Below are 23,282 nucleotides of genomic sequence, written 5' to 3' on the forward strand. Positions count from 1 at the left end.
ATTCAATCAAATGCTTTCATTTCTTAATTCAATTCAATCCTGATATGGTTTGACCCATGAGCATCGGTCACCGCCATATCGAGGTCTTCCGCGCCGTGATGACGGCCGGCAGCGTCACCGGCGCCGCCGCCCTGCTGCACAGCAGCCAGCCCACGGTGAGCCGCGAGCTGGCGCGGCTGGAGCAGCTGCTGGGCTATGCCCTCTTCGAGCGTCAGGCAGGGCGGCTGCGGCCCAATGCCCGTGCCCTGGCCCTGTTCGACGAGGTGCAGCGCAGCTTCCAGGGCCTGGGCCGGGTGCTGGAGCGGGCCACGCAGCTGGGGCGCGCGGAGGCGGCCTCCCGGCTGTCGGTGCTGTGCCTGCCGGCCCTGAGTCATGCCCTGCTGCCCGCCGCCTGCGCGGACTTTCTGCGCCAGCATCCGGCGGCCGAGCTGGCGATCACACCCCAGGAGTCGCCCTTGCTGGAGGAATGGATGGGGGCGCAGCGCTTCGATCTGGGCCTGTCGGAATCGGGTCTCTCGGCCCCGGGCACGCGCAGCGAGGCGCTGCTGGCCCTGGACGAGGTCTGCGTGCTGCCCGCCGGGCACCGCCTGTTGGCCAAGCCCCGTCTGGAGCCGGCAGACTTTGCGGGGGAGGATTTCGTCAGCCTCTCGCCGGAAGACCCCTACCGGCAGCAGCTGGATGCGATCTTCGGCGCGGCCGGGGTGGCGCGGCGGCTGCGGCTGGAGACGCACAGCGCCGTGGCCGTCTGCGCCCTGGTGCAGCAGGGTCTGGGTCTGGCGGTGGTGAACCCGCTCACGGCCCTGGCCTGCGCGGGGCCGGACCTGCGCCTGCGGCGCTTCGGGGTCTCGGTGCCTTTTCGGGTGCAGGCCTTGCTGCCGGAGTTCCGGCCGGCCCAGCCCCTGGCGCTGGCCTTGCTGGCCAGCCTGCGCCTCACGGCGCAGACGCTGGCCGCCCAGCTGGAGCAGGCCCTGGAGGGGCCAGCGGCTTACTGATTCGCCGCGCGCACCAGGGCCGGGCGGGCGCCGAAGCGCTTGAGGATGCTCTGCTCGATGCCCGCGGCGTCCAGGCCACACTGGCTCATCAGCTTGGCCGGGTCGCCATGCTCGATGAACTCATCGGGCAGGCCCAGCTGCAGCACAGGCACATTCAGGCCGGCGGCCTGCAGTGCTTCCAGCACGGCCGAGCCGGCGCCGCCCATCAGGCAGCTGTCTTCCACCGTGACGATGGCCTCGTGGCTGCGCGCCAGCTCGGCCAGCAGGACCGTGTCCAGCGGCTTGACAAAGCGCATATTCGCCACCGTGGCGTCCAGGGCCTCGGCGGCCTTGAGCGCCGGGTACAGCAGGGTGCCAAAGGCCAGGATGGCAATGCGCGAGCCCTGGCGCCGCACCTCGCCCTTGCCCCAGGGCAGGGCCTGCATCTCCTTTTGCACCACGCTGCCCACGCCGCTGCCGCGCGGGTAGCGCACCGTGACGGGCCCGTTGTGCTGGAAGCCGGTGAACAGGGCCTGGCGGCACTCGTTTTCGTCGGCCGGGGTCAGCACCGCCATATTGGGAATGCAGCGGGTGTAGGCAATGTCGTAGTTGCCGGCATGCGTGGCGCCGTCGGCACCCACCAGACCGGCGCGGTCCAGCGCAAACAGCACCGGCAGGTTCTGGATGGCCACGTCATGGACCAGTTGGTCGTAGGCGCGCTGCAAGAAGGTGGAATAGATCGCCACCACCGGCTTGAGCCCCTCACAGGCCAGGCCCGCAGCGAAGGTGACCGAGTGCTGCTCCGCGATGCCCACATCGTGGTAGCGGGTGGGGAAGCGCTTGTGGAAGTCCACCATGCCCGAACCCTCGCGCATGGCGGGCGTGATGCCCACCAGGCGCTGGTCCTGCTCGGCCATATCGCAAAGCCATTCGCCAAAGATCTGGGTGAAGGTGGGCTTGGGCGGTGTGGCCGGCTTGACGAAGCCCACGGCAGGGTCGAACTTGCCCGAAGCCGCGTGGTACTTGACCGGGTCCGCTTCAGCCAGCTTGTAGCCGGCGCCCTTCTTGGTCACCACATGCAGGAACTGCGGGCCCTTCTTGTCACGCAGGTTCTCCAGCGTGGGGATCAGGGCGTCCAGATCGTGGCCGTCGATGGGGCCCACATAGTTGAAGCCGAATTCCTCGAAGATGGTGCCGGGCACGACCATGCCCTTGGTGTGCTCCTCGAAGCGGCGCGCGAATTCGTAGAGCGGCGTGTTCTTCAGCACCGACTTGGCGCCCTCGCGGGCCGCGGCGTAGAACTTGCCGCTCATCAGGCGGGCCAGGTACTTGTTGAGCGCGCCCACGGGCGGACTGATCGACATATCGTTGTCGTTCAGCACCACCAGCACATCGCCCAGCAGGCCGCCATGGGCCACGCCGGCGTTGTTGAGCGCCTCGAAGGCCATGCCGGCGGTCATGGAGCCGTCGCCGATGATGGCCACGGCCTTGCGGTCCTCGCCCTTGATCTTGGCCGCCATGGCCATGCCATGGGCAGCCGAGATCGAGGTGCTGGAGTGACCGGTGCCAAAGGTGTCGTACTCACTCTCATCGCGGCGCGGGAAGCCGCTGATGCCACCGAGCTGCCGCAGGCTGGCCATGGCCTCACGGCGGCCGGTCAGCACCTTGTGCGGATAGGTCTGATGACCCACGTCCCAGACCAGGCGGTCATGCGGCGTGTTGAACACATAGTGCAGGGCGATGGTCAGTTCCACCGTGCCCAGATTGGAGCCCAGATGACCGCCGGTCTTCGAGACTGACTCCAGCACATAGGCGCGCAATTCGTCGGCCAGCTTGTCGAGATCGGCGCGCGGCAGGCGGCGCAGGTCGGAGGGGCTGTTGACGGTCTTCAGCAGGGCATAGTTCATGCTCTTATTCCCAGCTTGCTTGAGTTGTTCGGTAGAGATGGGAGGACTCAGTTGTCCCGGTCCACCACTTTGTCGGCCAGCACGCTGAGCCAGGCGGTGCTCGCCAAGCCGCTGCGGGCCAAAGCCTCGTGGGCCTGATCACGCAAGCGGCACGCATAAGCGTGGGCCTCATCCAGGCCCAGCACGGACACATAGGTCGGCTTGTTGGCATCCTGATCCTTGCCGGCGGTCTTGCCCAGCACGGCAGAGTCCTGCGTCACATCCAGAATATCGTCCACGACTTGGAAAGCCAAGCCGATCGCGGCCCCGTAATCGGACAGGGACTGCCAGGCTTGGGGACTGGTCTGCCCGCAGGCCGCGCCCATCAGCACGCTGGCCTGCAACAGCACACCGGTCTTGCGCCGATGCATATCGCGCAAAGCCTGCTCGTCCAGGCATTTGCCCACGCTGGCCAGGTCGATGGCCTGACCACCGGCCATGCCGGCATGCCCCGAGGCACGCGCCAGCAGGGCGCAGAGCCTCGCCTGCAAGGCCGGGGACACCCCCTCATCTGGCGTCAAGACCTCAAATGCCAGGGCCTGCATGGCGTCACCGGCCAGCATGGCTTGAGCCTCGCCGTATGCCACATGCACGGTGGGCTTGCCGCGACGCAGCACATCGTTGTCCATGCAGGGCATATCGTCGTGCACCAGGGAGTAGGCATGGATCAGCTCCACCGCACTGGCCGCACGCAGAGCCGCCTGCGCATCCCCCTGCACCGCATCGCAGCCTGCCAGGACCAGCAGCGGCCTCAGACGCTTTCCACCGCCCAGGACGGCATAGCGCATGGCGTCACCCAGCCCGGCAGGCGCATCGGCAGGAACCCAGGCGTCCAACGCCAGCTCGAAGGCGTGCAGCGAGCGCTGCACCCATTGATCAAACACACCTGCGTCCACGGCTTAAGAGTCCTCCCAAGACTTCATCTCCCCACCCGCCAGCACCTTCACCTGTTCTTCTACGGCCTGCAGCCGCGCGCGGCAGAAACCCAGAAGCTCAGCGCCTCGCCGGTAGCTGTCCAGCAACTGGTCCAGCGGCAGCTGACCGCCTTCCATGGAGGCGACCAAACGCTCCAGTTCCTCGAGCGCCTGCTCGTAACTGGGCGAAATCGCGTCCGGGGACGTCTTTTTGGTGGTGGCTCTGCTCATCTCATCACACGAAACCATCGATTGTAGACGGGGCGACTTGCCCAACCCTGTCGCCCCCATGGGGGCTTGTCAAACCGGCGCCACAGCCGCGGCTGCACCACAGCCTTGACAGCTTGCCCTCGCTCAATGTCAGGCAAACCGACCCGGGTACAATCCCGGCCTCGCCACTGCGCAGCCCTGCCTGTGGCTGCAGTGCTTCCTTCCCTTCCTGACACAAACCCGACTCCTTGGCCACAACTGGGGCCGTCGGGGGGTTGACATTGGTTTCTTGGAGAACCTCTTGGATCATGTCCGACCTGAGCTTCACTCTCTCGGCGCTTGAACGCAGCAAGACGCAGCTGCCCGTTACATCCTATTTCGATGAGGACCTGTTCCGCAGGGAGCAGGAACTGATCTTCCAGCATGGCCCCCGCTACCTCGGCCACGCCCTGAGCGTGCCCGAGGTGGGGGACCACTACGCCCTGCCCCAGGAGGGCGAAGGTCGCGCCCTGGTGCGCACGGCCCAGGGCATTGAGCTGCTGTCCAACGTCTGCCGTCATCGCCAGGCCGTGATGCTCAAAGGCCGGGGCAATACCGGCAAGAACGTGGTCTGCCCCCTGCATCGCTGGACCTACGATCTCCAGGGCCAGCTGATCGGCGCCCCGCATTTCAAGCAGGACCCCTGCCTGAACCTGAACCGCTACAAGATCCGCGAGTGGAACGGCCTGCTCTTCGAGGACAACGGCCACGATGTGGCCGGCCAGCTGGCCAAGCTGGGTCCGGCCGCCGAACTCGACTTCAGCGGCTATGTGCTGGACAAGGTCCAGGTGCATGAGTGCGACTACAACTGGAAGACCTTCATCGAGGTCTATCTAGAGGACTACCACGTCGGCCCCTTCCATCCGGGTCTGGGCCATTTCGTGACCTGTGAAGACCTGGCCTGGGAGTTTGGCACCCACCACTCGGTGCAGACCGTGGGCATCCACAAGGGCCTGTCCAAGCCCGGCTCGAACACCTATGCCAAGTGGCATGAGCAGGTGCTGCAGTTCGGCAATGGTAAGCCGCCCAAGCAGGGCGCGATCTGGCTGACCTACTACCCGCACATCATGGTGGAGTGGTACCCCCATGTGCTGGTGGTCTCCACGCTGCACCCCAAGGGCCCGCAGAAAACCACCAATATCGTGGAGTTCTACTACCCCGAGGAGATCGCCGCCTTCGAGCGCGACTTCGTGGAGGCCAACCAGGCCGCCTATATGGAAACCTGCATCGAGGACGACGAGATCGCCCTGCGCATGGACGCCGGCCGCAAGGCCTTGATGGAGCGCGGCGACAACGAGGTCGGCCCCTACCAGAGCCCCATGGAAGATGGCATGCAGCACTTCCACGAGTGGTACCGCCGCGAGATGCGCTTCGGCGGCTGAGCCCTCCCTGCGCAGCTGCGGCATTTGCCGCGTCTCGCACATCCCACGCCCCGTGCAGCCGGCTGCCGGGGCGTTTTTGTTGAAGCTGGCGCCACAATCAGGCCATGCCCGCTCCGCTTCTGATGATTGCCGCCAGCTTCCTCTTTGCCAGCATGGGGGTCTGCGTGAAGCTGGCGACCGAGTTCTACAGCGCCAGTGAAATCGTCATGTACCGGGGCTTGGTGGGCGTGGCGCTGATGGCCCTGCTGGCCCGCCACCAAGGGCTGAGCCTTGCCACCCCCGTGCCCGCCATGCACTTCTGGCGCAGCGCCTCGGGCGTGCTGGCCCTGTCGCTCTGGTTCTATGCGATCGGGGGACTACCTCTGGCGACCGCCATGACGCTGAACTACATGTCCTCCGTCTGGATGGCACTGTTCCTGATCGGGGGCGCCATCATGCTCGGCAGCGCGCGCGTGGACGGCCGGCTTGTGGGGGCCGTGCTGCTGGGCTTCCTGGGCGTCATCTTCATCCTGCGCCCCACCCTGGAGCAGCAACAACTCTGGCACGGCCTGGCCGGGCTGCTTTCGGGCATGCTGGCCGCCATGGCCTATCTGCAGGTCACCGCGCTGGGCCGGGCGGGTGAGCCCGAGATTCGCATCGTCTTCTACTTCTCGCTCGGCGGCGTGCTGGCGGGCGCGCTGATCAGCAGCCTCAGCAGCAACTGGCATGCCCACCACAGCCTCGGCGGCATGGGCCTGCTGCTGGCGGTGGGCCTGCTGGCGAGCACGGCCCAGCTGATGATGACGCGGGCCTACGGCACTGGCTCCACCCTGGTGAACGCCAGCCTTCAGTATCTGGGCATTGTGTTTTCCTTCATCTACGGTGTCGCCGTGTTCCAGGACCGGCTCAGCTGGAGCGCCTTGCTGGGCATGGGCATGATCGTTGGCGCCGGACTCGCCGCCACGGCGCTGCGCAACCGCAGCACACCCAAAGACAGTCAACAATCCCTGCGCGAATCATGAAAGGCATCATGGAACAGACCCTGATCTCCGCCACCCAGCTGCAAGCACTGCTGGACGGCCCACACCCACCGCTATTGCTGGACCTGAGCTTCGACCTGGCTGATACCGAGGCTGGCGAGCGCAGCTATGCCGCGAACCACCTGCCCGGCGCCCACTATCTGCATCTGGACCGCGATCTGAGTGGCAGCAAGACGGCCGCGAACGGCAGCTTTCGCGGCCGCCACCCTTTGCCAGAGCGCGAAGCCCTGGCCGCACGCCTGGCCGAACTGGGACTGAACCCGGACCGGCAGGTGGTCTGCTACGACGCCCAGGGCGGCATGTATGCGGCGCGAGCCTGGTGGCTGCTGCGTTGGTTGGGCCACGGCGCCGTGGCGGTGCTCGATGGCGGACTGCAGGCCTGGCAGGCTCAGGGCGGCGCGCTTGAGCGTGGCCAGCCGGCTCCGGCGCCCGCCGCCCCCTTCCAGCCCCGTGACAGCCTGGCCCCGTCCGTGGACGCCCAGGCCCTGCAGAACGGGCTGGGATGTCTGCGCCTGATCGATGCCCGTGCGCCGGAGCGCTTTCGCGGCGAGATCGAGCCCCTGGATCGCCAGGCGGGCCACATCCCCGGCGCCAGCAACCGTCTGTTCAAGCTCAATCTCCAGGAGGACGGACGCTTCAAGCCGGCCGAACAGCTGCGCCAGGAGTTCCAGGCCTTGCTCGCGCCCTATGAGTCGCACGAGGTGGTTCACCAATGCGGTTCCGGCGTCACCGCCTGCCACAACCTGCTGGCCATGGAGCACGCCGGCCTCAGCGGCTCTCGGCTCTACCCCGGCTCATGGAGCGAGTGGTCGGCCGACCCGCGCCGACCGGTGGCGAAGGCTTGACTTAGAGCAAGACAGCCCCCGAGCGCTGCGGCAAGATGGCTGCACCGTCCGATACCGGACTTGCCACAAAGAGAAGGAGGTTTGCCATGTTCAAGCGCATCGTGATTCCCACCGACGGCTCCGAGATCACCGCCAAGGCGGTCGAGACCGCCATCGGCATGGCCAAGACTCATGGCGCCAAGCTCTACGCGGTGAGCGTCAAGGAGCCCTTCCCCTACAGCGCGGTGTCCGAGATGCAGCCCACCCCGCCGCAGGAATTCTTCGATGCCCAGGAACGCATCGCCAGCGCGCGCGTCAAGACCGTCATGGATGCCGCCAAAGCCGCTGATGTGCCCTGCGAAGGCCACACCGTGGAAGCCCTGCATGCCTGGGAAGCCATCATCGAGCATGTAAGCCACTGCCAGGCCGATCTGGTGGTCATGGCCTCGCATGGCCGCCGCGGCGTCCAGGCCCTGCTGCTGGGCAGCGAGACCCAGAAGCTGCTGACCCACTGCACCATTCCCGTGCTGGTCGTGCGCTGACCCCGCCGCACGCTCCGGGAGTCCCGGCAAGGCCGCGCTCCCGGGGTCGGCTCCGCATCAGTGGGCGTGCGCGCCGCCCGACACCACCAGCACCAGGCCCAGCCCGGCCGCAAGCCAGGCCAGCTGGGCCGCTGTTTCACGCCAGGGCAGACGGCGTTGCAGCTGGGGGATGAGGTCCGCCACGGCCACATAGATGAAGCTGCTGGAGGCCACCACCAGCAGATAGGGGAATAGCGATTCCCAAGCGCCCACCACGAAGTAGCCAAGTACGCCGCCGAGCACCGCCGACAGTCCGGAGATGGCGTTGTAGACCAGGGCCCGGGCACGGCTGAAGCCGGCATTCAGCAGCACGATGTAGTCACCCACCTCCTGCGGAATCTCGTGCGCAATGATGGCCATGGCCGTGGCCATGCCCAGATGCGTGTCGGCCAGAAAGGCAGCGGCGATGATCACACCATCGCAGAAGTTGTGGATGGAGTCGCCCACCAGCACGGCCAGCCCGCCGCGGCCCGCCTGCTCATGGTCGAAGTGGTGGTGGTGGTGGTGACCATCGCCCTCGTGATGATGGGTGTGCCGGTAGAGCTCCGCCTTCTCCAGCAGGAAGAAGAACATCAGCCCCCCCAGCAGGGTCAGGAAGAGCTCGTGGGCCCCCGCCTGCGCCTCGAAGGCCTCGGGCAGCACATGCAGCAGCGCCGTGCCGAGCAGCACCCCGGTCGAGAGGCTCACCAGATGCTTGACCACGCGCCCGAGCAGGCTCACGGTCAGACTGGCAGCAATCACCACGGACAGCAGGCCACCGATCAAGGTGGCCAGCACGATGTAGAGGAGGGTCATGGACATAGGGTCGGGCACAAAAAACAAACCGCGCCCCTGGGAGGCGTGGCGCGGCTTGCTCGCGAGGCGGCGGGTTCCAGGGGCGCTCAGATCACGCCTTGAACCCAGGGCGGGTTCGAGCTGCATGATCAGCCATCCTCAGCGGCCTCCTTGCGATAGACCGGCCGATCGTCGGCTTGAACGGCGCGCGGCGCATCCGGCTGGCTCTGAAAACCGCTACACCGGGCCAATGCCAATCCCTGGGCTGGGGCTGTGAGCATCTTATCAACCGTGTCAAGCATCATGGCTGGACTCAATCCGATTTGCCCCGCTGGCGCATACGCCGGCACGCCCAAGCAGGGAAGGCGGCTGAGCACTGCACGCAGCCGCGCGATGGCGCAAGCCCGGACTGCTCCCATGTCGGAAATACGCCCGACATCCACGAGGTTTCAGACCGTCAACCGATCTCCACAGAAAGGTGTCACGGCTTTGCCACGACAATTGCAAGCATCATGACCTTGCCGAACAGCACACCCACCGCCCTTGCCGCCATCGACATGGGCTCCAACAGCTTTCGCCTTGAGATCGCCCAGTTGCAGCAAGGCCGGTACCGGCGTCAGCTCTATCTGAAGGAAACCGTGCGCCTGGGCGCCGGGCTGGATGATGAGGGCATGCTCACCGAGGCCGCCATGCAACGCGGCCTGAACTGCCTGGCGCGCTTTGCAGTGGAGCTGCGCGGCTATGCCCCCGAGCGCGTGCGAGCCGTGGCCACCCAGACCCTGCGCGAAGCCCGCAACCGAGACGCTTTCCTGCGCCGCGCCGAGCTGGCACTGGGCTTTCCCATCGAAGTGATCTCCGGCCGCGAGGAGGCGCGACTCATCTACGCCGGGGTGGCCAGGCTGCAGCGCTCGGAGCAGCCCCGCCTGGTGATCGACATCGGCGGCCGCTCCACCGAGATGATTCTGGGCCAGGGCACCACCCCCGAGCTGGCCGAGAGCTTCCAGGTGGGCAGCGTCAGCCTGTCCCTGCGCTTCTTCCCCGACGGTCGCTTCACGCCCGAGGCCTTCAGGGCCGCCCAGATCGCCGCAGGCGCCGAGCTGGAGGAGGCGCTGGCCTTGTTCGAGCGCAGTCGCTGGCAGGAGGCCCTGGGCTCGTCGGGCACGGTGGGTGCGGTGGCGCAGCTGCTGGCCGGCAGCGGCATCACCGACGGAAGCATCACGCCCGAGGCCTTGCGCTGGTGCATCGAGCAATGCCTGAGTGCCGGCCATATCGACCAGCTGGATCTGCCCGGCCTCAAGGATGACCGCCGCGCCGTGGTCGGGGGCGGCTTGTGCATCCTCTACACCTTGCTGACCCAGTTCGGCATCGAACGCCTGCAGCCCACCAAGGGCGCCTTGCGTCAGGGCGTAATCTTCGACCTGGATGCCCGTCTGATGGCGCAGCGCTCGGGACGGCAGGGCGATATGCGCGAGCATTCCGTGGCGGCGCTGCAGCAGCGCTTCGGCGTGGATGTGGAGCAGTCAAAGCGGGTGGGCCGGCTGGCCCAGAGCCTCTACAAGCAGCTCCAGCCCGACGCCACCCGCGAGCAGCGGCGCGAGCTGGGCTGGGCGGCTGATCTGCACGAAGTCGGCATGATGGTCTCGCATCACGACCACCACCGCCACAGCGCCTATCTGCTGGCCCATGTCGACGCGCCAGGCTTCTCGCAGAGCCAGCTACGCCGCCTGGCGGATCTGGTGCTGGGCCAGAGGGGCGGACTGCGCAAACTGGATGCCCAGTTCGCCAGCGATCCGCATCTGGTGTGGCAAGTCCTGGCCCTGCGACTGGCCGTGCTGACCTGCCATGCCCGCGAGCCCGTCAGTGCTCAAGCCCTGAGCCTGAGCCGGGAGCGTCAGCAGGTTCTGCTCAAGCCGGCCAAGCGCTGGGCGGCTACCCATCCGCGCGCCGTCTACCTGCTGCGCGAAGAGGCGGAAGCCTGGTCCAAGAGCGAGCAGTTGCGCGTCCTGCTCGACAGCTGAACCCTGCCGGCAGGCTCAGCCGGGCTCGCCACCGAATCGAGCCATCAGGGCCTGTTGAGCACTGAGTCCCTCCGAAGAGACGCGGTGTGAACGTCCATCGGGGCTCAGCTGCCAGGCATCCAGGCTGTCATGCAGATAGGGCTGCAAGGCCTCGTCGATCACACGCTGACGCAACTTGGCATCCAGCACCGGCCAGGCGACCTCGATGCGGCGCAACATATTGCGACTCATCCAGTCGGCGCTTGAGAGGTACAGGGCCTCCTGGTCCTCGCCATCACCCCAACGGAAATAGCTGATGCGCGAATGCTCCAGAAAGCGGCCCACCACCGAGCGCACCAGGATGTTGTCGCTGACGCCGGGCAGCCCCGGCGGCAGCATGCAGGCGCCACGGACAATCAGGTCGATGCGCGCGCCGGCCTGGGCCGCGAGGATCAGGCCCTGAATCAGCTCGGCATCGGTCAGCGCATTGATCTTCAGCACCACGCGCGACTTGTATCCGGCACGTGCCGCCTCGGTGACATGCCCCAGGAACTCCAGCATCCGGCTGTGCAGATTGAAGGGCGCCAGCAGCAGGCGCTTGGGCGCCTTGAACTTGGACAGCGAGGCGAGCTGGCTGAACACCGTGTCGGCGTCGGCGGTCAGCTCCGGGTCGGCGCTGAGATAGCCCAGGTCCGTGTAAAGACGCGCGGTCTTGGGGTTGTAGTTGCCGGTCGATAGGTGAACATAGCGACGCAGCTTGCTCCCCTCGCGACGCGTCACCAGCAGGAGCTTGGCGTGGGTCTTGAGCCCGACGATGCCATAGACCACCTGCGCACCGACCGCCTCCAGGCGCTCGGCCCAGTTGATATTGGCCTCCTCGTCAAAGCGCGCTTTCAGCTCGACGACGACCATCACCTCCTTACCACGCCGCGCCGCCTCGATCAGCAGGTCCATCAGCTCGGATTTGCTGCCGGTGCGATAGACGGTCTGCTTGATCGCCAGCACATCGGGGTCGGCGACGGCCTCGCGCAAGAGTTGCACCACCGGCTCGAAACTCTCGAAGGGGTGGTGCAGCAGCACATCGTGCTTCTTGAGTTGCTCGAACATGCTCTTGCCGCGCGGCAGGCGACGCTGGGGCCAAGCGGGCTCATAGGGCCGGAAGCGCAGCTCATCGGCCTCGGTCAGGTCGATCAGTTCGTTCAGGCGCACCAGATTGACCGGACCATTCACCCGGTACAGCGCCGCAGCCGGCAGCTGGAACTGTTCCAGCAGGAAGCTGGCCAGCTCTTCCGGGCAGGTATTCACCACCTCCAGCCGCACCGCGCGGCCGAAATGACGGGTGGTCAGACCCGAGCGCAGGGCGTGGCGAAGATTGGCCACCTCCTCCTCGTCGACCTCCAGGTCGGAATCCCGGGTGACACGAAACTGCGAGAAAGCCTCCACCTGCCGCCCCGGAAACAGCTCCTCGAGATGCGCACGGATCACGCTGGTCAAGAGCACATAGGCCTGGCGGCCGTCACTGATCGCGGCCGGCAGCTTGATGACCCGCGGCAGCACGCGCGGCACCTTGACGATGGCGATGCGGGTGTCGCGGCCCAGCGCGTCCTTGCCCGAGATGCGGGCGATGAAATGCAGGGACTTGTTGGCCACCTGCGGAAAAGGGTGAGCCGGATCCAGGCCCACGGGCACCAGCAAGGGCCGCACCTCGCGCTCGAAGAAGCGGGCCACCCAGGCGCGCTGGGCCTCGTTGCGGTCGGCATGGTTGAGCGTGAGGATGTGCCGGGCCTTGAGCGCCGGCATCACCTGCTCGTTGAAGATGCTGTACTGCTGGTCAATCAGCTCATGGGCCGCCGCCCCCACCCGCTCAACATCTCGGGCCGTGATGCCAGACCCCGGATCACGGGCCGCATCCAGCATATCGGCAAAGCGGACCTCGAAGAACTCGTCCAGATTCGAGGAGACGATGCAGATATAGCGCAGGCGCTCCAGCAGGGGAACATCATCGCGCTGTGCCTGGGCCAGCACACGCCGGTTGAACTCGAGAATGGCCTGCTCGCGGTTGAGCAGGGTCAATGAAGAAGGAACCGCGGGCAACTGCGTCATCGCCTCATTCTATGAAGATTGGGTGACAACTCCATGACCAGACAGGTCGGGCGCCAAGGCCTGCTGCGGCGTCACGGCCAGGGCGCTCCAGTCCAGGATTTCCAGGCGCCCGTCGGCATGTTCCACCAGGGCCGTCAAACTCTCCACCCAGTCCCCGTCATTGGCATAGAGCACACCCTCGATCTCGCGCAACTCGGCCTGGTGGATATGGCCGCAGACCACACCATCGGCGCCGCGTTTTCTGGCTTCACGGGCCAGGGCTGTCTCGAAATCAGACACATAGCTGACCGCGCGCTTGACCTTGAGCTTGAGATAGCGCGAGAGGCTCCAGTAAGGCAGACCCAGGCGCGCGCGCGCCGAGTTCAGCCAGCGGTTGAGCTTGAGCGCAAATTCATACAGATGGTCGCCCAGCAGGGCCAGCCAACGCGCGCACTGGATCACGCCGTCATACAAATCGCCATGGGTGACCCAAAGGCGGCGGCCATCGGCGGTCTGGTGCATCCACTCCTCGGCCACCTCCACGCCGCCGAAGCTGTGGTCCAGGTAGCGGCGCGCGAACTCGTCGTGGTTGCCGGGGATGAAGATCACGCGACAGCCCTTGCGCGCCTTGCGCAGGATCTTCTGGATCACATCGTTGTGCGCCTGCGGCCAGTACCAGCTGCGGCGCAGCTGCCAGCCATCGATGATGTCGCCCACCAGAAAGAGCTGCTCGCAGTCCACCTGGCGCAGGAACTCCAGCAGGGCCTGGGCCTGGCAGCCCGGCTTGCCCAGAGGCAGATCCGAGATCCACACCGTGCGCACGCGCAGCGAGCCCCCCTCCTCCGCCGCATCGGGCGGGCTGGGCTCGGGGGCGGCGCGCGGAAGGTAGGCAGAGGGCTTCATGAGCCGCCAGCTTGGGGCCGGGCCATGTCCGGCCCATGGCAGCCAAATGAAGATTGGGTGACGCCCCAAGCGCCGCGCCAGACTCAGGCGCGACCATTCGCGGGCCCCGGGATAATCGCAGCATGCATCTGATGATCCCCCATGCCAGCGCCCTGGGCGAGGCCGCCACCCAGGCCCTGCAGACCCTGACCTTGCCGCGCCTTTCCGAGCTGCTGGGCCGGCTGGAGCCCGTGGCCCAGCTGGGCAGCGATGAATACGCCTTGCAGTTGCCGCACGAGCTGGCCCTGGCCCGGCTCTGGGGCTGGCCCACCGCAACACCGCCCGCCCTGGCCGTCGCCCAGGCTCGCGCCGATGGCATCGCGGTGGGCGACCAGGCCTGGGCCCTGCTCACCCCCCTGCACCTCTCGGTGGGCAGCGACCAGGTCACGGCCCTGGATCCCGCCGCCCTGGCCCTGGACGAGGCCGAATCGCACGCTTTCTTCGAGGCCCTGGCCTGGCTCTTCCCGGCCGAGGAAGGCTGGCAGCGCGCCTGGGGGGCGCCCGGCCGCTGGTATGTGGCCCATGCCGATCTGGCGGGGCTGGCCTCGGCCAGTCTGGACCGCGTGATTAACCGCAATGTCGACCCCTGGATGCCCGAGGCCCGGCGCCTGCGCACCCTGCAAAATGAGCTGCAGATGGCCCTGCACGGCCATGCTTTGAACGGCGCGCGCGAAGCCCGCGGTGCCCTGCCACTGAATTCGGTCTGGATCAGCGGCTGCGGGCTGGCCCTGCCCCAGACACCTCCGCCTGAGCTGCGCCTGGACGAGCGTCTGCGCGAGCCCCTGCTGGCCCAGGACTGGGCCGCCTGGGCCGAGGCTTGGACGGCGCTGGACGCCGGCCCGGTGGCCGAGGCCCTGGACCGGGTCCGCGCCGGCCAGCCCCTGAGCCTGACCCTGGCGGGCGAGCGCCTGGCGCGCGAGTTCGCGCCGCGAGCGCCGGCGACAGGCCTGGGTGGGCTCTGGCAGCGCCTGGCCGGGCCGCGCCCCGCCGCCGTACAGCCTCTGCTGGAGGCTCTGTGAACGCGCCGCGCCTGATGCTGCGCGATGTGCCGCCGCGCGCCAGCTGGGCCCTGGAACAGGCCGGGGTGCCGCCCCTGCTGGCCCGGCTCTTCGCCGCCCGCGGCGTGGCACGCCCCGAGGAGCTGGACGAGGGCCTGGCCCAGCTGCTGCCGCCCGAAGGCCTCAAGGGCATGAGCGAGGCCGCGGTCCTGCTGGCCGATACCCTGCAGGCGGGCGAGCGCATCTGCATCGTGGCCGACTATGACTGCGACGGTGCCACCGCCTGCAGCGTGGCCCTGCGCGGCCTCTACCTGCTGGGCGCACACCCCGGCAGCGTGGTCTATGTGGTGCCCGACCGCGCGGTGCATGGCTATGGCCTCACGCCTGCCATCGTGGAGCTGGCCCTGCCCCTCAAGCCCCAGCTGCTGATGACGGTGGACAACGGCATTGCCAGCTTCACCGGCGTGGCCCATGCGCGCGAGCGTGGGCTCAAGGTCCTGGTCACCGACCACCATCTGCCGGCCCTGGTGGAGGGTGAGACCGCCGTGCCCGAGGCCGACGCCGTGGTCAACCCCAACCAGCCCGGCTGCGGCTTCGCCAGCAAAAACCTGGCCGGTGTGGGCGTGGCCTTCTACACCCTGCTGGCCCTGCGCGCCGAGCTGCGCCGGCGTGGCGCCTTCGAGGGGCGCGAGCAGCCCCGCCTGGACAGCCTGCTGGACCTGGTGGCCCTGGGCACCGTGGCCGATGTGGTGCGTCTGGATGCCAACAACCGCCGCCTGGTGGCGCAAGGCCTGCGCCGCATGCGCGCCGGCCGCATGCAGCCCGGCGTGGCCGCCCTCTTCAGCGCCGCCGGCCGCGACGCGGGCCGCGCCAGCAGCACGGACCTGGGCTTCGCCCTGGGCCCGCGCATCAATGCGGCCGGCCGGCTCTCGGACATGACCCTGGGCATCGAGTGCCTCACCACCGACAATGCCGAGCGCGCCCTGGAACTGGCCCGCCAGCTCGACACCATCAACCGCGAGCGCCGCGAGATCGAGGCCGGCATGCGCGATCTGGCCGAAGCGCGACTGGAGCAGCTGCTGGCCGAGCCTGCCCTGCAGGGTGAGCCGCCCGCGGCGCTGTGCCTGTACGAGCCCGAGTTCCACGAGGGCGTGGTGGGCATCGTGGCCGGCCGGGTCAAGGACCGGCTGCACCGCCCCACCTTTGTCTTCGCCCTGGGCGCGGACGGCCAGCTCAAGGGCTCGGGCCGCTCCATCCCGGGCTTTCATCTGCGCGACGCGCTGGACCTGGTGTCCAAGCGCGAGCCCGAGCTGCTCAAAAAGTTCGGCGGCCACGCCATGGCCGCCGGCTGCACCCTGCAGGCCGAGTCACCGGAAGAAGCGGAAAGCCGCGTCCAGAGCTTTGGTGCGGCCCTGGAACGCGTGGCGCGTGAATGGCTGGACGCCGCGGCCCTGACCCGCACCCTGCGCACCGACGGTCCCCTGCCGCCCGAGGCCTTCAGCGCCGAGGTGGTGCAGCAGCTTGAGGCCCAGGTCTGGGGCCAGGCCTTCGAGGCCCCGCTGTTCTGCGACCCGGTGCAGGTGGTGTCGCAGCGCATCGTGGGCGAGCGCCATCTCAAGCTGCGGGTGCGCCAGGGTGGACCCAGCGGCCCGCTGCGCGACGCCATCTGGTTCGGCCACATCGAGCCGGTGCCCGAGCGCGGCCATCTGGCCTACCGCCTGGCCCTGGACGAATATCAGGGCCAGCAGCGGGTGCAGATGATTGTGGAGGCCATGAGCGAGCAGGCGGCCCGGCCGGCCGGCGCTACGACCTGATCGACGCGCTCAGCCGGCCTTGATCCAGCTTGACACGGCCTTGGTAGCCTGCTGATTGTTCTGCACGCCCACCTGCAGAGCGTAGTTGCGCAGCTGCGCCGCGCAGTGCTCGATATAGCCTTTGTCCGGGTGCCAGGGGCCGGCGGCAAAGGGACCGCTGGTCAAGTTGGCCCGGTGGGTGTAGACCACCCTCCACAACACGACATCCTGGTGCATTGCACAACCCTCATGCGCCGCAGGCCGGCCTATCGGAATCATTGTGGGACACAAGAGTGGTGCGGCACAAGCCTCCTGGCAGGGCCCTGAAATGGCGTACAAAGTCCCTAGCCTGGGGGCCTCCGCCCCCCACCCGTAAAATGCTCGTGTGAACCCAAGAACCCCTCCCAGCGCCACCTTGGACATCTGCAGCAATGCCGATCTGCATTGCCACTCCACGGTTTCCGACGGCACGCTGGCGCCCGAGGTGCTGGCTGCCCGCGCCAAGGCCAACGGGGTGGACCTCTGGGCCCTGACCGACCATGACGAGATCGGCGGCCAGCAGCGCGCGCTGGACGCCGCTCTGGCCTTGGGCCTGCCCTACCTCACCGGCACCGAGATCTCGGTGAGCTTTGCCGGCCGCGTGGTGCATATCGTGGGCCTGGGCTTCGAGCACCGCGACGAGGCGCTCACCGCCGGCCTGCGCGCCACCCGTGGCGGCCGCGGCGAGCGCGCCCGCGAGATGGCGGCCAGCCTGGCCCAGGTGGGCATCAAGGGCGCTTACGAAGGCGCGCTGCAGTATGTGGGCAACCCCGAGCTGATCTCGCGCACCCACTTCGCCCGCTTTCTGGTCGAGGCGGGGCATTGCAGCGACATCCCCGAGGTCTTCCGCCGCTTCCTCACCGAGGGCAAGCCAGGCTTTGTCGAGCACAAATGGGCCAGCCTGGGTGACGCGGTGCGCTGGGTGCGCGAGGCCGGCGGCGAGGCCGTGATCGCCCACCCGGGCCGCTACCCCTTCACGCCCACCGAGGAATACGCGCTCTTCACCGAGTTCATCGCCCATGGCGGACGCGGTGTGGAGGTGGTGACCGGCAGCCACACCGCGGCCGACGCCGCCAAGTACACCGAAACCGCGCTGGAGTTCGGGCTCTACGCCTCGCGCGGCTCCGACTTCCACAGCCCCGAGGAAAGCCGCACCGATCTGGGCCGGCTGGACGCCGGGCTCTCGGGCCGCCTGCGCCCCATCTGGGAGTTGCTGGCCCCGCGCATCCACCGCCCCACCGCGGCCGCCGCCGCGTGAGCGCCACCGCCCCGCGCACTCAGCGCCCCCTGCTGGGCATCGCGCTGATCGTGCTGATGGCCAGCTGCTTTGCCAGCATGGACAGCAGCATCCGCTACCTGGGCGGATTCCTGCCGGTGCTGCTCATCCTGTGGGCGCGCTACAGCTTCCAGGCCCTGAGCATGACGCTGTGGCTGGGCTGGGCGGCCTTCAGCGGGCGCCAGCGCCAGCCCTTTCGCGCCGCGCATCCGCGCTTTCAGGCCTTGCGCGGCCTGCTGCTGCTCTTCACCAGCGCCATGAGCTTCTACGGCGTGCAGCACATGCCGGTGGCGGAGTTCACCGCCATCAATATGCTGACCCCGGTGCTGGTGACCCTGCTGGCGGCCACCGTGCTGCACGAGCCGGTCTCGCGCCTGCGCTGGGCCCTGGTGATCGGCGGCTTTGCCGGTGCCCTGATCGTGATCCGCCCAGGCAGCGGCCTGTTCGGCTGGGCCGTGCTCTTTCCACTGGCCGGCGCACTGAGCTATGCCAGCTTCCAGGTGCTCACCGCCAAGCTCTCGGCCCTGGAGAGCCCCTACACCACCCATTTCTACACCGGCCTCACCGGCACCCTGGTGCTCACGCCCCTGCTGGCCGCCTGGCCTGGCCTGGATGTGGCGGCCAGCCTCGCCGCGGCCAGTTCCGGACAGCTGGTCATGCTGGCCCTGATCGGTCTGCTGGGCACGGTGGGTCATCTGCTGCTGATCCTGGCCCTGGGCCTGGCGCCCACCGGCACCTTGATGCCTTTGGTCTATGTGCAGATCGCGGTGGCCGCGGGCATCGGCTATCTGGCCTTCGACCATGTGCCGGACGGCTATGCCTGGCTGGGCATGGGCGTGCTCTCGGCCTGCGGCGCGGCCTCGGCCTGGCTGAATGTGCGGCGCGCGCCACCCTCCCGGGTCTGCAGCGATACCGTGGCCGATTGAATCGGCCAGAATCGGGCCACCATGGCCCAACTCTTTGAAGTTCACCCCGACAACCCCCAGGCGCGCTTTCTACGCCAGGCCGCGCAGATCCTGCACCAGGGTGGCATCGCGGCCATTCCCACCGACTCCAGCTACGCCCTGGTCTGCCATCTGGACGACAAGGCCGCCGCGGAAAACCTGCGCCGCATCCGCGGCGTGGACGACAGGCATCACCTGACCCTGCTGTGTCGCGACCTCAGCGAGCTCGCCAACTATGCCCGCGTGGACAACCGCCAGTACCGCCTGATCAAGAACGCCACGCCCGGGCCCTTCACCTTCATCCTGCAGGCCACCAAGGAGGTGCCGCGACGGGTGTCGCATCCCTCGCGCCGCACCATAGGCCTGCGCGTGCCGGATCATCGGGTCACACAGGACTTGCTGGCCATCTTCGGCCAGCCGCTGCTGGCCACCACCCTGATTCCGCCCGAAGACAGCGAGCCGCTCAACGACGCACAGGACATCTCGCAGCGCTACGACAAGCTGCTGCAGCTGATCATCGATGCGGGCGCCTGCCCCATGCAGCCCACCACCGTGGTGGACATGAGCCAGGACGAGCCTGAAATCGTGCGCCTGGGCCGCGGCGACCCGCAGCAGCTGGGCCTCTGAACCGAAACCGGGCTTAGCGCTCGCCCAGCAGGGCCAGCATGCGCGGGCGGTCAAAACCCAGCAGGGTGTGGCCACGCACCACAAAGGTGGGGGTGCCCCGCCCGCCGCGCGCCTGGTACTCGGCCAGGCAGGCCGCATCACGCTCGATCAGGCACTCGCGGTAGGGCACGGCAGCCTCATCCAGCCACAGGCGCGCCCGCTTGCAGAACACGCAGGTCTCCGAGGAGATCATCAGGATGTCGCCCGGCCGCGCCAGCGCGCGCAGGCGCTGGGCCTCATCCTCGGACTGCCGCGAACCCGCCCAGCGGGCCAGCCCTCCGAAAACCAGGATCAGGACCAGCAGCACCCAGAGGTCATGCCGGCGCAGCCAAGAAGGAAGCGGGATATTCACGCCCACATCTTAGGCCCAGCCCTCACGGCCGCCCCGCCCTCGCGCAGCCTGGACGATCCCTTCGGGCTGGCACCTGCGGATCTGGGCTGAGCCCGGATCCGCTCAGTCGGGCACGCGGTAGTTGTCCGGGCCCATGAGGTCGATGCCACAGGCCAGGCCCTCAACCCAGTCGATGAACTCGCGCACGGCCTTGCCCGTCAGGGGCACGCCGTGCTGAGGCACGATCATGGAGATCTCCAGATCCCGCACCATGGCCGCCCACAGGCGCAGCACCTTGTTGCTGACCATGTAGCGGCGGTGGAAGCCCTCCATATGCCGGATGTGCTCGCGCAGGCTGCTCACCGGCTTGGCGGGGTTCAGGCCCGCCCCCATGGAGGCCCCGAGGTCGCCCGAGAAGAGGATCTTGCTGATCGGGTCGTAGAACTGGAAGTTTCCCTCGGCATGCATGAAGTGCGCAGGCAGGGCCAGCAACTCAAACTCATTGGCCCCCTCGCCCAGGCGTAGGCGCCCTCCCGCATCTGGCAGACCGTGGATGCGTCCCACCGTCTTGCCCGGCTTGCAGAAGTGCGGCACAAAGCGTTCCCAAACCCGGGAGATATAGACCTTGGCCGTGCTGGTGCTGGTCATCCAGCGGTCCAGGGAGGCGATGATGTCGGGGTCGGCATGCGAGGCCAGAATGGCCGCCAGCTTGCTCGGGGCCAGATGTTGGTTCAGGCCCAGATACAGCTCGTTGTAGGCCAGATTGCCGCCCGGATCGAGGATGGCACCGCTATCGCCGTGCACCAGCAGGAACTGGTTGCTCTGCACCGCCTCACCGCCCTCCTCCTCGTGCAGATCCGAGAACATCAGGCATAGATGACGGCCTTGGCGAAACAGCTCGATGGACATGGTTCCTGACGCTCCCTGCTTGACTGGAGGCGCCAATGTAGGGATTACGCGGTCGAGGCGACTTGCTTTTCGTCAAGTTCAGGCGGCTGGCGGCAGCCGCTAGCCGGCCCCCAAAGACAAACGGGTCGCCGCAGCGACCCGTTTCTCAATGGCGGCAAGCGCGGCCGCTCAGCGCATCAGGCTCAGACCGCCGCGGTGACGACGATCTCCACCTTCCACTCCGGGCGGGCCAGATGGGCCTGCACCGTGGCGCGCGGGGGCGCATTGCCCTCGGCCACCCAGGCGTCCCAGGCAGCGTTCATGCCGGGGAACTCGGCCAGGTCCTTGATGAAGATCTGGGCCATCAGGATCTTGCTCTTGTCGCTGCCGGCGCGGGCCAGCAGCTTGTCGATGGCGGCCAGCACCTGGGCCGTCTGGCCGGTGATGTCCTGCGTGGCGTCTTCCGGCACCTGTCCGGCCAGATAGGCCACGCCGTTGTAGACGGCCATCTCGGACAGGCGGGCGCCGACGTCAAAGCGTTGCAGACTCATGATGTCAATGATCCTTGTGATGTTTGGAATGCTTGCGGGAATGTGCCGCGGCCGCGGGCTTGGACGGCGCGGCCTTCTGGCCGATGCGGCTTTCGGTGCCGTTGAGCAGCTTGCGGATATTGGCCTCGTGGCGCCAGATCAGCAGCAGGCCCATCAGGCCGGCGGTCAGTACCACCGGGCCCATGCCCCAGATCAGCATCTGATAGAAGGGGGCAAAGACCGAGGCCACCAGAGCGGCCAGGGACGAGTAGCGGGTGAAGAAGGCCACGATCAGCCAGGTGGCCAGGGTGGCTGCGCCCAGCAGGGGGTTGACGGCCAGCAGCACGCCCGCGGCCGTGGCCACGCCCTTGCCGCCCTTGAAGCCAAAGAACACCGGCCACAGATGCCCCAGAAAGGCGGCCAGGCCCACCAGGGCTGCCGTCCCTTCGCCCAGGCCGAAATCCGGGCCGAAGAGCAGCACCAGCAGCACCGGCATATAGCCCTTGAGCGCGTCGAACACCAGGGTCAGGATGGCGGCGGCCTTGTTGCCCGAGCGCAGCACATTGGTGGCGCCGGGATTGCCCGAACCGTAGCTGCGGGGGTCGGACAGGCCCATCACGCGGCTGATGATGACCGCAAAGGACAGGGATCCAATCAGATAGCCGGCCAGCATGGCCAGCAGGGGATAGAGGGTGTCTTGCATGGGGCGCTATTGTGGCGGCATTGCGGACCGCCCCGGCTCGGGACGCACCCGCGGATGGTGTGGCTCAGGTCTCGCGCAGGGCGCAATCCACGGCCCGGGCCTGCAGCAAGGTCTCAAGGCAAGCCGGATCCAGGCTGAGGAGATAGCCGCGCCGTCCGCCATTGATCAGGATGCGTGGCAGGGCCAGCACGCTGCGTTCCACAAAGACCGGCATGGTCTTGCGGGTGCCGAAGGGCGAGGTGCCTCCCACCAAATAGCCGCTATGGCGCTGGGCCACATCGGGTTTGCAGGGTTCCACCTTTTTGCAGGGAATCTGGCGCGCCAGCTCCTTGAGGCTGACCTGGCAGTCGCCATGCATCAGCACGATCAGGGGCTGGGCCCGCTCGTCCTGCATCACCAGGGTCTTGACCACCTCATGCTCGGGCACCCCCAGCTGGCGCGAGCTCTCGGCCGTGCCGCCATGGTCCACATAGTCATAGACATGTTCGCCAAAGGCCACGCCCTGGCGGCGCAGCAGCTGGGTGGCGGGAGTTTCGCTGACATGCTTTTTGGACATGCCCGCGATTCTCGCCCAGGGCCGCTCGCTCCCGCGGCAGGCCCTGGGTTCTAGAGGCTGGCCGCGAGGGCTCAATCCTCGTTGTTGCCGCCCAGACCGAACAGGGCCAGCAGGGCCTGGAACACGTTGTACAGGCTCAGGTACACGCCCAGGGTGGCGGTGATGTAGTTGGTCTCCTCGCCATCACGCACGCGCTTGAGGTCGTAGAGGATAAAGGCGGAGAAGATGCCAATGGCGAGCACGGCCAGGGTCAGCATCAGGGCGCTGGACTTCAGGAAGATGTTGGCGATGCCGGCCACCAGCAGCAGCATGGCGCCGATGAAGAGCCACTTGCCCATGGCGCTGAGGTCGCGCTTGATCACGCTGCTCAGCGTGGCCATGCCCAGGAAGATCAGGGCCGTGCCGCTGAAGGCGGTCATGATCAGACCGGCGCCATTGGCCGTTCCCAGCACCACCGCCAGCATGCGCGAGAGCATCACGCCCATGAAGAAGGTGAAGGCCAGCAGAGCCGGCACGCCGGCCGCCGAGTTCTTGGTCTTCTCGATCAGGAACATGAAGCCGAAGCTGCCGACCAGGAAGACCACCAGGCCCACGCCGGGCGACATGGCGCGCGAAATGCCGGTGGCCAGGCCCAGCCAGGCGCCGGCCACGGTGGGCAGCATGGACAGGGCCAGCAGCCAGTAGGTATTGCGCAGCACGCGGTTGCGTTCCTGCACCGAAGGCAGCACGGTGGTGCCATAGCTCATGGCGCCATAGGAGGTGTCGTGAGTGTTCATCATGATGAATAAGCCCTGAGGGCGGTTGAGCGGCACGGGGCCGCGAGGGGAATCAGTGCGCAGGACGGGCTCGCCCTGCCGGTAGTCGGCGTCCGGCGTCG

24 protein-coding genes are annotated in these 23,282 nt (G+C 67.5%); 11 read left to right on the plus strand and 13 right to left on the minus strand.

Annotated elements, in window-relative coordinates:
- Positions 1–56 precede the first annotated feature (56 nt).
- A complete protein-coding gene (locus ACK5F2_RS00305; protein WP_409861961.1) occupies positions 57–992 on the plus strand; it encodes a LysR family transcriptional regulator in 936 nt (311 codons plus the stop codon).
- Here the strand turns inward: ACK5F2_RS00305 and dxs are convergent.
- From dxs to xseB, 3 genes are read right to left on the minus strand one after another with little or no spacing between them, the layout of a single operon-like run.
- On the minus strand, positions 986–2,878 hold the full coding sequence (gene dxs, locus ACK5F2_RS00310; protein ID WP_409861962.1) for a 1-deoxy-D-xylulose-5-phosphate synthase: 1,893 nt from the start codon (positions 2,876–2,878) through the stop codon (positions 986–988). The two genes, ACK5F2_RS00305 and dxs, sit on opposite strands and share 7 nt — an antisense overlap.
- A gap of 47 nt (positions 2,879–2,925) precedes the next feature.
- Complete coding sequence (locus ACK5F2_RS00315; protein ID WP_409861963.1) at positions 2,926–3,801, minus strand: polyprenyl synthetase family protein; 876 nt, start codon at positions 3,799–3,801, stop codon at positions 2,926–2,928.
- A gap of 15 nt (positions 3,802–3,816) precedes the next feature.
- Complete coding sequence (xseB, locus tag ACK5F2_RS00320) at positions 3,817–4,062, minus strand: exodeoxyribonuclease VII small subunit (RefSeq protein ID WP_409861965.1); 246 nt, start codon at positions 4,060–4,062, stop codon at positions 3,817–3,819.
- 287 nt (positions 4,063–4,349) lie between these two features.
- On the opposite strand from xseB, the gene ACK5F2_RS00325 reads away from it, so the two are divergent.
- The 4 genes from ACK5F2_RS00325 (at position 4,350) to ACK5F2_RS00340 (ending at position 7,847) form a co-directional block, all read left to right on the plus strand.
- Complete coding sequence (locus ACK5F2_RS00325; RefSeq protein WP_409861966.1) at positions 4,350–5,462, plus strand: aromatic ring-hydroxylating oxygenase subunit alpha; 1,113 nt, start codon at positions 4,350–4,352, stop codon at positions 5,460–5,462.
- 104 nt (positions 5,463–5,566) lie between these two features.
- Entirely contained in the window at positions 5,567–6,463 is an 897-nt protein-coding gene (locus tag ACK5F2_RS00330) for a DMT family transporter (protein WP_409861967.1), read from the plus strand.
- Between the two features lie 8 nt (positions 6,464–6,471).
- Entirely contained in the window at positions 6,472–7,326 is an 855-nt protein-coding gene (locus ACK5F2_RS00335; RefSeq protein ID WP_409861968.1) for a sulfurtransferase, read from the plus strand.
- Between the two features lie 86 nt (positions 7,327–7,412).
- Positions 7,413–7,847, plus strand: coding sequence for a universal stress protein (locus ACK5F2_RS00340; RefSeq protein WP_409861969.1), 435 nt, complete (start codon positions 7,413–7,415; stop codon positions 7,845–7,847).
- A 57-nt stretch (positions 7,848–7,904) separates the two neighbouring features.
- Here the strand turns inward: ACK5F2_RS00340 and ACK5F2_RS00345 are convergent, their stop codons facing one another.
- Positions 7,905–8,681 (minus strand): ZIP family metal transporter, encoded by a 777-nt coding sequence (locus tag ACK5F2_RS00345; protein ID WP_133602959.1) that lies wholly within the window; start codon positions 8,679–8,681, stop codon positions 7,905–7,907.
- A 491-nt stretch (positions 8,682–9,172) separates the two neighbouring features.
- Here ACK5F2_RS00345 and ACK5F2_RS00350 point away from each other — a divergent pair, with 491 nt between their 5' ends.
- Positions 9,173–10,678 (plus strand): exopolyphosphatase, encoded by a 1,506-nt coding sequence (locus ACK5F2_RS00350; protein WP_409861970.1) that lies wholly within the window; start codon positions 9,173–9,175, stop codon positions 10,676–10,678.
- A 15-nt stretch (positions 10,679–10,693) separates the two neighbouring features.
- On the opposite strand, the gene ppk1 is transcribed toward ACK5F2_RS00350, so the two are convergent.
- A complete protein-coding gene (gene ppk1, locus ACK5F2_RS00355; RefSeq protein ID WP_409861972.1) occupies positions 10,694–12,760 on the minus strand; it encodes a polyphosphate kinase 1 in 2,067 nt (688 codons plus the stop codon).
- A gap of 9 nt (positions 12,761–12,769) precedes the next feature.
- On the minus strand, positions 12,770–13,642 hold the full coding sequence (locus ACK5F2_RS00360; protein WP_409861975.1) for a UDP-2,3-diacylglucosamine diphosphatase: 873 nt from the start codon (positions 13,640–13,642) through the stop codon (positions 12,770–12,772).
- A gap of 122 nt (positions 13,643–13,764) precedes the next feature.
- On the opposite strand from ACK5F2_RS00360, the gene ACK5F2_RS00365 reads away from it, so the two are divergent.
- Positions 13,765–14,700 (plus strand): hypothetical protein, encoded by a 936-nt coding sequence (locus tag ACK5F2_RS00365; protein ID WP_409861976.1) that lies wholly within the window; start codon positions 13,765–13,767, stop codon positions 14,698–14,700.
- A gap of 14 nt (positions 14,701–14,714) precedes the next feature.
- On the plus strand, positions 14,715–16,493 hold the full coding sequence (recJ, locus tag ACK5F2_RS00370; protein ID WP_409861989.1) for a single-stranded-DNA-specific exonuclease RecJ: 1,779 nt from the start codon (positions 14,715–14,717) through the stop codon (positions 16,491–16,493).
- Between the two features lie 9 nt (positions 16,494–16,502).
- On the opposite strand, the gene ACK5F2_RS00375 is transcribed toward recJ, so the two are convergent.
- Positions 16,503–16,709: a hypothetical protein gene (locus ACK5F2_RS00375; protein WP_409861977.1), complete on the minus strand. Its 207-nt coding sequence runs from the start codon at positions 16,707–16,709 to the stop codon at positions 16,503–16,505.
- 148 nt (positions 16,710–16,857) lie between these two features.
- On the opposite strand from ACK5F2_RS00375, the gene ACK5F2_RS00380 reads away from it, so the two are divergent.
- Genes ACK5F2_RS00380 through ACK5F2_RS00390 form a run of 3 tightly spaced genes read left to right on the plus strand, consistent with a single transcriptional unit; the run spans position 16,858 to position 19,358 of the window.
- Positions 16,858–17,769: a 3',5'-nucleoside bisphosphate phosphatase gene (locus ACK5F2_RS00380; RefSeq protein WP_409861978.1), complete on the plus strand. Its 912-nt coding sequence runs from the start codon at positions 16,858–16,860 to the stop codon at positions 17,767–17,769.
- Complete coding sequence (locus ACK5F2_RS00385) at positions 17,766–18,713, plus strand: DMT family transporter (protein ID WP_409861979.1); 948 nt, start codon at positions 17,766–17,768, stop codon at positions 18,711–18,713. Before ACK5F2_RS00380 ends, ACK5F2_RS00385 begins: the two co-directional genes overlap by 4 nt.
- 21 nt (positions 18,714–18,734) lie before the next feature.
- The gene (locus tag ACK5F2_RS00390; protein ID WP_133602450.1) at positions 18,735–19,358 is read left to right on the plus strand and encodes an L-threonylcarbamoyladenylate synthase; all 624 of its coding nucleotides are present in this window, start codon (positions 18,735–18,737) and stop codon (positions 19,356–19,358) included.
- Positions 19,359–19,371: 13 nt separating this feature from the next.
- Here the strand turns inward: ACK5F2_RS00390 and ACK5F2_RS00395 are convergent, their stop codons facing one another.
- The 6 genes from ACK5F2_RS00395 to ACK5F2_RS00420 all read right to left on the minus strand — a co-directional run bounded on the left by ACK5F2_RS00395 (position 19,372) and on the right by ACK5F2_RS00420 (position 23,181).
- Positions 19,372–19,749 (minus strand): glutaredoxin family protein, encoded by a 378-nt coding sequence (locus ACK5F2_RS00395; protein ID WP_409861981.1) that lies wholly within the window; start codon positions 19,747–19,749, stop codon positions 19,372–19,374.
- A gap of 102 nt (positions 19,750–19,851) precedes the next feature.
- Complete coding sequence (locus ACK5F2_RS00400) at positions 19,852–20,637, minus strand: MBL fold metallo-hydrolase (RefSeq protein WP_409861983.1); 786 nt, start codon at positions 20,635–20,637, stop codon at positions 19,852–19,854.
- 182 nt (positions 20,638–20,819) lie between these two features.
- Entirely contained in the window at positions 20,820–21,167 is a 348-nt protein-coding gene (locus ACK5F2_RS00405; protein ID WP_409861985.1) for a RidA family protein, read from the minus strand.
- 4 nt (positions 21,168–21,171) lie between these two features.
- A complete protein-coding gene (gene plsY, locus ACK5F2_RS00410) occupies positions 21,172–21,849 on the minus strand; it encodes a glycerol-3-phosphate 1-O-acyltransferase PlsY (RefSeq protein WP_409861986.1) in 678 nt (225 codons plus the stop codon).
- A 64-nt stretch (positions 21,850–21,913) separates the two neighbouring features.
- Complete coding sequence (locus ACK5F2_RS00415) at positions 21,914–22,405, minus strand: aminoacyl-tRNA deacylase (RefSeq protein WP_409861988.1); 492 nt, start codon at positions 22,403–22,405, stop codon at positions 21,914–21,916.
- A gap of 71 nt (positions 22,406–22,476) precedes the next feature.
- The gene (locus ACK5F2_RS00420; RefSeq protein WP_409861991.1) at positions 22,477–23,181 is read right to left on the minus strand and encodes a Bax inhibitor-1/YccA family protein; all 705 of its coding nucleotides are present in this window, start codon (positions 23,179–23,181) and stop codon (positions 22,477–22,479) included.
- Positions 23,182–23,282 lie beyond the last annotated feature (101 nt).

It is taken from the genome of Roseateles sp. (assembly GCF_046300915.1).
Classification (GTDB): domain Bacteria; phylum Pseudomonadota; class Gammaproteobacteria; order Burkholderiales; family Burkholderiaceae_C; genus Kinneretia.

Excerpts from the sequence above, each read along its gene's own strand:
- ACK5F2_RS00325 (WP_409861966.1), top strand. The coding sequence starts at position 4,350 with ATGTCCGACCTGAGCTTCACTCTCTCGGCGCTTGAACGCAGCAAGACG.
- ACK5F2_RS00330 (WP_409861967.1), top strand. The coding sequence starts at position 5,567 with ATGCCCGCTCCGCTTCTGATGATTGCCGCCAGCTTCCTCTTTGCCAGC.
- ACK5F2_RS00365 (WP_409861976.1), top strand. The coding sequence starts at position 13,765 with ATGCATCTGATGATCCCCCATGCCAGCGCCCTGGGCGAGGCCGCCACC.
- ACK5F2_RS00390 (WP_133602450.1), top strand. The coding sequence starts at position 18,735 with ATGGCCCAACTCTTTGAAGTTCACCCCGACAACCCCCAGGCGCGCTTT.
- ACK5F2_RS00345 (WP_133602959.1), bottom strand. The coding sequence starts at position 8,681 with ATGACCCTCCTCTACATCGTGCTGGCCACCTTGATCGGTGGCCTGCTG.
- ACK5F2_RS00420 (WP_409861991.1), bottom strand. The coding sequence starts at position 23,181 with ATGAACACTCACGACACCTCCTATGGCGCCATGAGCTATGGCACCACC.
- ACK5F2_RS00375 (WP_409861977.1), bottom strand. The coding sequence starts at position 16,709 with ATGCACCAGGATGTCGTGTTGTGGAGGGTGGTCTACACCCACCGGGCC.
- dxs (WP_409861962.1), bottom strand. The coding sequence starts at position 2,878 with ATGAACTATGCCCTGCTGAAGACCGTCAACAGCCCCTCCGACCTGCGC.
- ACK5F2_RS00340 (WP_409861969.1), top strand. The coding sequence starts at position 7,413 with ATGTTCAAGCGCATCGTGATTCCCACCGACGGCTCCGAGATCACCGCC.
- xseB (WP_409861965.1), bottom strand. The coding sequence starts at position 4,062 with ATGAGCAGAGCCACCACCAAAAAGACGTCCCCGGACGCGATTTCGCCC.
- ACK5F2_RS00335 (WP_409861968.1), top strand. The coding sequence starts at position 6,472 with ATGGAACAGACCCTGATCTCCGCCACCCAGCTGCAAGCACTGCTGGAC.
- ACK5F2_RS00350 (WP_409861970.1), top strand. The coding sequence starts at position 9,173 with ATGACCTTGCCGAACAGCACACCCACCGCCCTTGCCGCCATCGACATG.
- recJ (WP_409861989.1), top strand. The coding sequence starts at position 14,715 with ATGCTGCGCGATGTGCCGCCGCGCGCCAGCTGGGCCCTGGAACAGGCC.
- plsY (WP_409861986.1), bottom strand. The coding sequence starts at position 21,849 with ATGCAAGACACCCTCTATCCCCTGCTGGCCATGCTGGCCGGCTATCTG.
- ppk1 (WP_409861972.1), bottom strand. The coding sequence starts at position 12,760 with ATGACGCAGTTGCCCGCGGTTCCTTCTTCATTGACCCTGCTCAACCGC.
- ACK5F2_RS00405 (WP_409861985.1), bottom strand. The coding sequence starts at position 21,167 with ATGAGTCTGCAACGCTTTGACGTCGGCGCCCGCCTGTCCGAGATGGCC.
- ACK5F2_RS00360 (WP_409861975.1), bottom strand. The coding sequence starts at position 13,642 with ATGAAGCCCTCTGCCTACCTTCCGCGCGCCGCCCCCGAGCCCAGCCCG.
- ACK5F2_RS00400 (WP_409861983.1), bottom strand. The coding sequence starts at position 20,637 with ATGTCCATCGAGCTGTTTCGCCAAGGCCGTCATCTATGCCTGATGTTC.
- ACK5F2_RS00305 (WP_409861961.1), top strand. The coding sequence starts at position 57 with ATGAGCATCGGTCACCGCCATATCGAGGTCTTCCGCGCCGTGATGACG.
- ACK5F2_RS00415 (WP_409861988.1), bottom strand. The coding sequence starts at position 22,405 with ATGTCCAAAAAGCATGTCAGCGAAACTCCCGCCACCCAGCTGCTGCGC.